Origin of the sequence: Ligilactobacillus aviarius, from assembly GCF_001654615.1 — a bacterium.
In the GTDB taxonomy this organism is placed as follows: Bacteria; Bacillota; Bacilli; order Lactobacillales; family Lactobacillaceae; genus Ligilactobacillus; species Ligilactobacillus aviarius_B.
Window position 1 is genome coordinate 1 of record NZ_LWUD01000043.1, and the last position, 5,036, is coordinate 5,036.

Annotated in this window: 4 protein-coding genes and 1 pseudogene; all 5 read right to left on the reverse strand. The window is 39.7% G+C overall.

Features of this window, described 5'->3' with window-relative positions:
- Positions 1–221, reverse strand: a pseudogene (locus A3O17_RS07965) (IS1182 family transposase); the annotation flags it as partial.
- A gap of 149 nt (positions 222–370) precedes the next feature.
- The gene (locus A3O17_RS06040; protein WP_064213136.1) at positions 371–1,084 is read right to left on the reverse strand and encodes an aspartate/glutamate racemase family protein; all 714 of its coding nucleotides are present in this window, start codon (positions 1,082–1,084) and stop codon (positions 371–373) included.
- 5 nt (positions 1,085–1,089) lie between these two features.
- Positions 1,090–2,346 (reverse strand): carboxylate--amine ligase, encoded by a 1,257-nt coding sequence (locus A3O17_RS06045; RefSeq protein WP_064213137.1) that lies wholly within the window; start codon positions 2,344–2,346, stop codon positions 1,090–1,092.
- The gene (locus tag A3O17_RS06050; protein ID WP_064213138.1) at positions 2,336–3,883 is read right to left on the reverse strand and encodes a UDP-N-acetylmuramoyl-L-alanyl-D-glutamate--2,6-diaminopimelate ligase; all 1,548 of its coding nucleotides are present in this window, start codon (positions 3,881–3,883) and stop codon (positions 2,336–2,338) included. Before A3O17_RS06050 ends, A3O17_RS06045 begins: the two co-directional genes overlap by 11 nt.
- Positions 3,884–4,014: 131 nt before the next feature.
- Positions 4,015–4,944, reverse strand: a complete 930-nt coding sequence (locus tag A3O17_RS06055; RefSeq protein WP_064208490.1) for an alpha/beta hydrolase — start codon at positions 4,942–4,944, stop codon at positions 4,015–4,017.
- Between the last annotated feature and the right edge of the window lie 92 nt (positions 4,945–5,036).

Below are 5,036 nucleotides of genomic sequence, written 5' to 3' on the forward strand. Positions count from 1 at the left end.
TTACGACATGAATAAACACCACGAGAATAAGCAAATAAGATCAATTTTAATAATGCAGGAGAAGAATAGACCTGTGGTCGTCCAAAAATATAGTTTTTAGCAATATTTAAACTATCAATAAAGTCGTTAATTAATGAAGCTGGATGATCAGGTTCAGGTCTAAATTGGAGAGAAATTTCTAAAGTCATTTGATTTGTGTTATAATTATTCCCGGTTTTCATAGGGGAGTTTCACTTCCTTATATACTTAATGAAGAAGTTACGTGCGAGGTAACTTCTTTTTTATTTATTATAAATGAAAGGAGGCATTTCAGCGAATTCTCGCCGAAGTGCCTCCTGTAATTTAGTGACTTATGTCACAGCCTCTTTTATTACTTTCCTTTTTGCAATTTCATTGCCTTTTCAAGCGTTCGTTCAACCAAGACGATTTGACCATCAATAATTGGCATTCCATCGACTGGTTCCCGTTCCTGGGCAAGTGATAATTCAGTACACCCTAAGATCACCACGTCACATTTTCGTTCGTTGATCATTGTTTTAACCAAGCCGTGGAATAGTTGCCGATCAACAAAGTCGTGTTCCTTGATATCCGTATAAATTAACTCATCCGTTTTCGCTTGAATTGCATCTGTCGGCCCGACAAATTCATATCCAGCCTTTTTAATCTCATTTTCATAAACATGATCTGCAATCGTTCCATGAGTTGCTAACAATCCAACCCGTTTGGCTTTCGGATACCTATTTCCAATTTCCTTAACTGCTTCTCGCGGCATATGAAGGATCGGAATTTTCGTTAACTTTTGCAAGTCATCATAGAAATAGTGAGCCGTATTACATGGGATTGCAAAAAATTCCGGATTCAATTTTGCCTGTTGCCGAATGTCTTCGGCTAAATCAGGGTATGGACTTGGTTTCGAATTATCCAAAAGATAAGCCGTCCGATCCGGAATCGTTGCATGGTTCAGCAAAATATAGTCAAGATAATCTTGATCACAACTTGCCGGAATTCGCTTATTTAACTGATGAATAAAGCTTTCCGTTGCCATCGTGCCCATTCCACCAATAATCGTAAAGAACTTCTTCATTCTGATCATCCTTTGTTTTCTTTGAAGTAACGGTTGAAATTCTTAGTGTAAATGTGTTCCATCCACTTTAAGAGTGCCCATCGTTTAATATTCATGTCCTTATCATAACGGTATGTCATGCCATAACGTTTATGGTCGATCAAATCAAGCGCCCGTTCCTTATCGCCGTTTTGACGTGCATATTTCTTGAAGACCTTAACGGGAACTCCAAGCCAGAGTTGATGTTTATTGGCATCCTTGTTTCCATATACCGTTTCAGCATCCGCAAGATCCTTGGTTACGTAATCGCGAACAACCCATTGAGCAAGATTATAACCATTAAGCGTAACAAAGAAACTGCTCCGCCCTTGCCGCAAATTAATTTCAAACAACTTATATGTGTTGTCACGGGAATCATACTTCATATCAAAGTTTGCATAGCCGGTAAATTTAATATCTTCCAAGAACTTCTGGAAACGTTGATAAATGTCTTTATTATATTCAGGCAAAATTGCAACGTAGTTTCCAATTGCAGATGGTGACGGGTCTTCCAATAATGGGTGGCCTAAACACATCATTTTAACGTGGTGGTTTTGATCAACATAAGCGTTCAATACCCGCATGTTACTGTCATCGCCTGGGATAAAATCTTGTAAAATGAAGTCTGATTCATAGCCATTAGTATATGCCTTTTGCAAAATTTCATCTAATTCAGGCCGTGATTTCACCCGGTAAGCCTTCTTCCGGCCGTCAAAATGAATGTCGACCCATTCAACACTGTTTGAAGGCTTTAAAGCCACGGGATAATCAAATGGTTGTTCAATCGGTTCATCGCTGGCCCACATTTCTTTAGTAATGGCCTTTGTCTTTGGATACGGCAAATTGTATTGGTCACAAATCTCATAGAATGATTCTTTTTTATTCAACCGTTTCAACAAGTCAAAATCAATGTACGGGCATACAAAAACATCGCTTAATTCGTCCTTGTGTTTTGAAATCAATTCCGCATATCCATCACCGCAACCGATCAAAATTACTGGTTCTTGGTGATTACGATACCGTTCCTTAATCTTAAGCATTGAATTGATCCATTGCGGGTCGTCAGCAAAGCCGTCAATTAATTCCAAATCAACAATTTTGGTAAATCGCGTTGGTGCTAACTGTTGTTCTGCAAATGCTTTGACCGGCTTGCCCGTTAATTCATAAAATGAGCGCGCCATTCCATATACGTTAAAGTCGCTTCCTAATAAAACTGGTGTAAAATCTGGTAAATTACTGTTCATCTTCTAATCCCTTCACAACATTTTTTGCAACATTTAAATCATTTGGATATGGGGTATCAACTCCATTGATCTTTTGATACTTGTCTTCTCCCTTGCCAGCCAGAACAACCACGTCATTTGGCTTTCCCATTTCAATCGCCTTTTTAATCGCGGTTGCCCGATCCATTTCAAAAATAACCTGGACCCGTTGATGGTCGATATAATGGTCAATTTCTTGGGCAATCTTCATTGGATCTTCATATCCTGGATCATCACTTGTTAAAATCGCTACATCCGCGCCTTGACTTAACGCCTTCCCAAAACCTTCGCGGCGAGAGACTCCTTTATTCCCAGTGGAACCCACAACAACGATCAATCGTTCAACCTTCCGTTGGGCTTTCAGGAATTCAAGTAAGGCATGGAGACTTGCATAGTTATGCGCATAGTCGATGTAGACTAAACCGTGATTCTTGGTTTGAACCATTTCCATTCGGCCAGCTACCTTGACATGCTTTAATCCTTCAACCGCATCCGTCCGCGTAGCATTACCAAGAACAGATGCAATGATTGCTGCGGTTGCATTGCCTTCGTTATAATCTCCTGGAATTGTAATTGAGTAAGTCCCCTCAAGGTGAAGATTATTAGCCTTGGCCGTTAAGGCATGCAATTTAAATTGACTATCAAGCAGTGTTTCTTGAAGATTTTCAATTTGAATATCGATCTGATTCCCATCCGGTAAGGTTTGATTATCAGTATGGGTGAATGTCAATAACCGATCCGTCTCAACATCCGATTTAGCTGCATAATAGATATCCTTAAAATGCTCTGTATCAACATTTAAAATGCAATAATCGGCGTTGGCAAGGATCTGTTCCTTGCAGAACAGATAATCCGCAAACGTCGGGTGTTCATTTTCACCGACATGGTCCGGTGAAATATTAAGAAAGATTCCAACATTATAATGAAGGCCATAAACCCGATTCTTCTTATACGCCTGCGACGAAACTTCCATCACCAAGTGCGTCATTCCGTTATCAACAGCCCGGCGCATATCGTGAAACAGATCAAGCGATTCCGGAGTCGTCAAATTTGATTTGAAAGTATCTTCTGGTTGCTGGCCCACAACCCGGTTCACGGTTGAAAACAAAGCAGTATGCTTGGCAGTCGCTTGATCAAGGATTCCCTTTGCAAAATAAGAACTGGTCGTTTTCCCCTTTGTTCCAGTAATTCCAATTATAAATAAGTCATTTTGGGGGTAATCATAAAATGCAGCTCCTAAAAGCGCCATTGCTTTTTGAACATTCGTCACAATCAAAAATGAAGTTTGGCCGTCATCAACGAACTTTTCTTCTGCAACGTAGCCGGTTGCACCATGACCGATTGCATCCACAAGATATTCCTTTTTAAAGTTTCCCTTACAAAAGAATAATGTGTCCTGCTCAACCTGCCGCGAATCATACGTGACATGTTCAAAATTACTTTTTTGGCCGGTAAATTGTTCTTTCAGCAAATGGTGTTCTTTCAGTAAAATTTGCGCATCTTCCAAATTAATCGCCATGTTCTCACCTTCACTCAAGTCCACTAACTTCTTGACTTTAATTTTGCCATATTTTTAATAAAAAATAAAATGAAGTGGCATTCGTTAACTTCAATTTAATAGGTTTTATTTTATCACATTCTGCTTCCGGACTACCTTAAATATTGCGCAAAAAATGCGCCGACCTTTGCCTTGTATGCCTGATAATGATTTTTTAATGAATGGGCATGGCCAGTGTCTTTGGTGATCCAAATTTCCTTTGGAGCTTTCGTTGCACGGTAGTTTTGATAAACCATGTAAGTCCGAACAAAATCATCCTTATCACCATGAATAAATAGAATTGGAAGCTTATCCTTCGCCAGCTGCTTTAATGTATTCGCATCATTAAAGTTAAACCCAATCATCGGTTGGGCCAAATATGCTCCCCCAGCCAAAATCGGTCCCGCTGGAATATGAAAATCATGCGTGATCACATCATAAAATTCTTGGTGAATGCTGCTAAAACCACAGTCTTCCACCACACACTTGACTTGCGGTGGAAGTTTCTGACCACTGACATTCATCACGGTTGCACCGCCCATACTTACACCAAAAAGGCCAATTTCAACGTTTGAGCCTTCCCGGTCAATAATTTGATGGATCCATTTGACATAATCTAACCGATCAAGCCACCCAAATGAAAGGTACTTACCGCCGCTGCGACCGCTTCCCCGATCATCAGGAGCTAAAACATTGTATCCCAATTGATGAAACATTTTGATGTAGCGGGCCATCAATTGTGAGTTCTCATGCCATCCATGGGCAACCACAATTGTTTTATTTGTTTTTTCAGCTGCAGGGACATACCGCGCAACTAACTTGATATCCTTATTACCGACCGCCGTTTCATGCCAGGTTTGTTGCGGCGTTTTATTAAGCCATTCAATGGCTTCGCGAGTTGGTTGATCCGGCGTTTTCGTCTTTCTTCCAAACCCGTAGTTAATAAAGTAAAAACAAATTCCAAGGTAAATTACAATTACCGCAATCAAAATTCCAATCAAAATTTTCAGCCAAAGACGGCTTTTCTTTCTCTTTTCTGCCATTTTCATTTCTCATTCTCTCTCGTAATATATATTTTGTAATCATCTCACGATGATTTTCCTTAAAAATTAAATTCTTTGTTTTAGTACTGTGT

What these genes read in the sequence shown, in the direction of transcription:
- A3O17_RS06040 (WP_064213136.1), bottom strand. Translation starts at nt 1,084, where the DNA reads ATGAAGAAGTTCTTTACGATTATTGGTGGAATGGGCACGATGGCAACG.
- A3O17_RS06045 (WP_064213137.1), bottom strand. Translation starts at nt 2,346, where the DNA reads ATGAACAGTAATTTACCAGATTTTACACCAGTTTTATTAGGAAGCGAC.
- A3O17_RS06050 (WP_064213138.1), bottom strand. Translation starts at nt 3,883, where the DNA reads ATGGCGATTAATTTGGAAGATGCGCAAATTTTACTGAAAGAACACCAT.
- A3O17_RS06055 (WP_064208490.1), bottom strand. Translation starts at nt 4,944, where the DNA reads ATGGCAGAAAAGAGAAAGAAAAGCCGTCTTTGGCTGAAAATTTTGATT.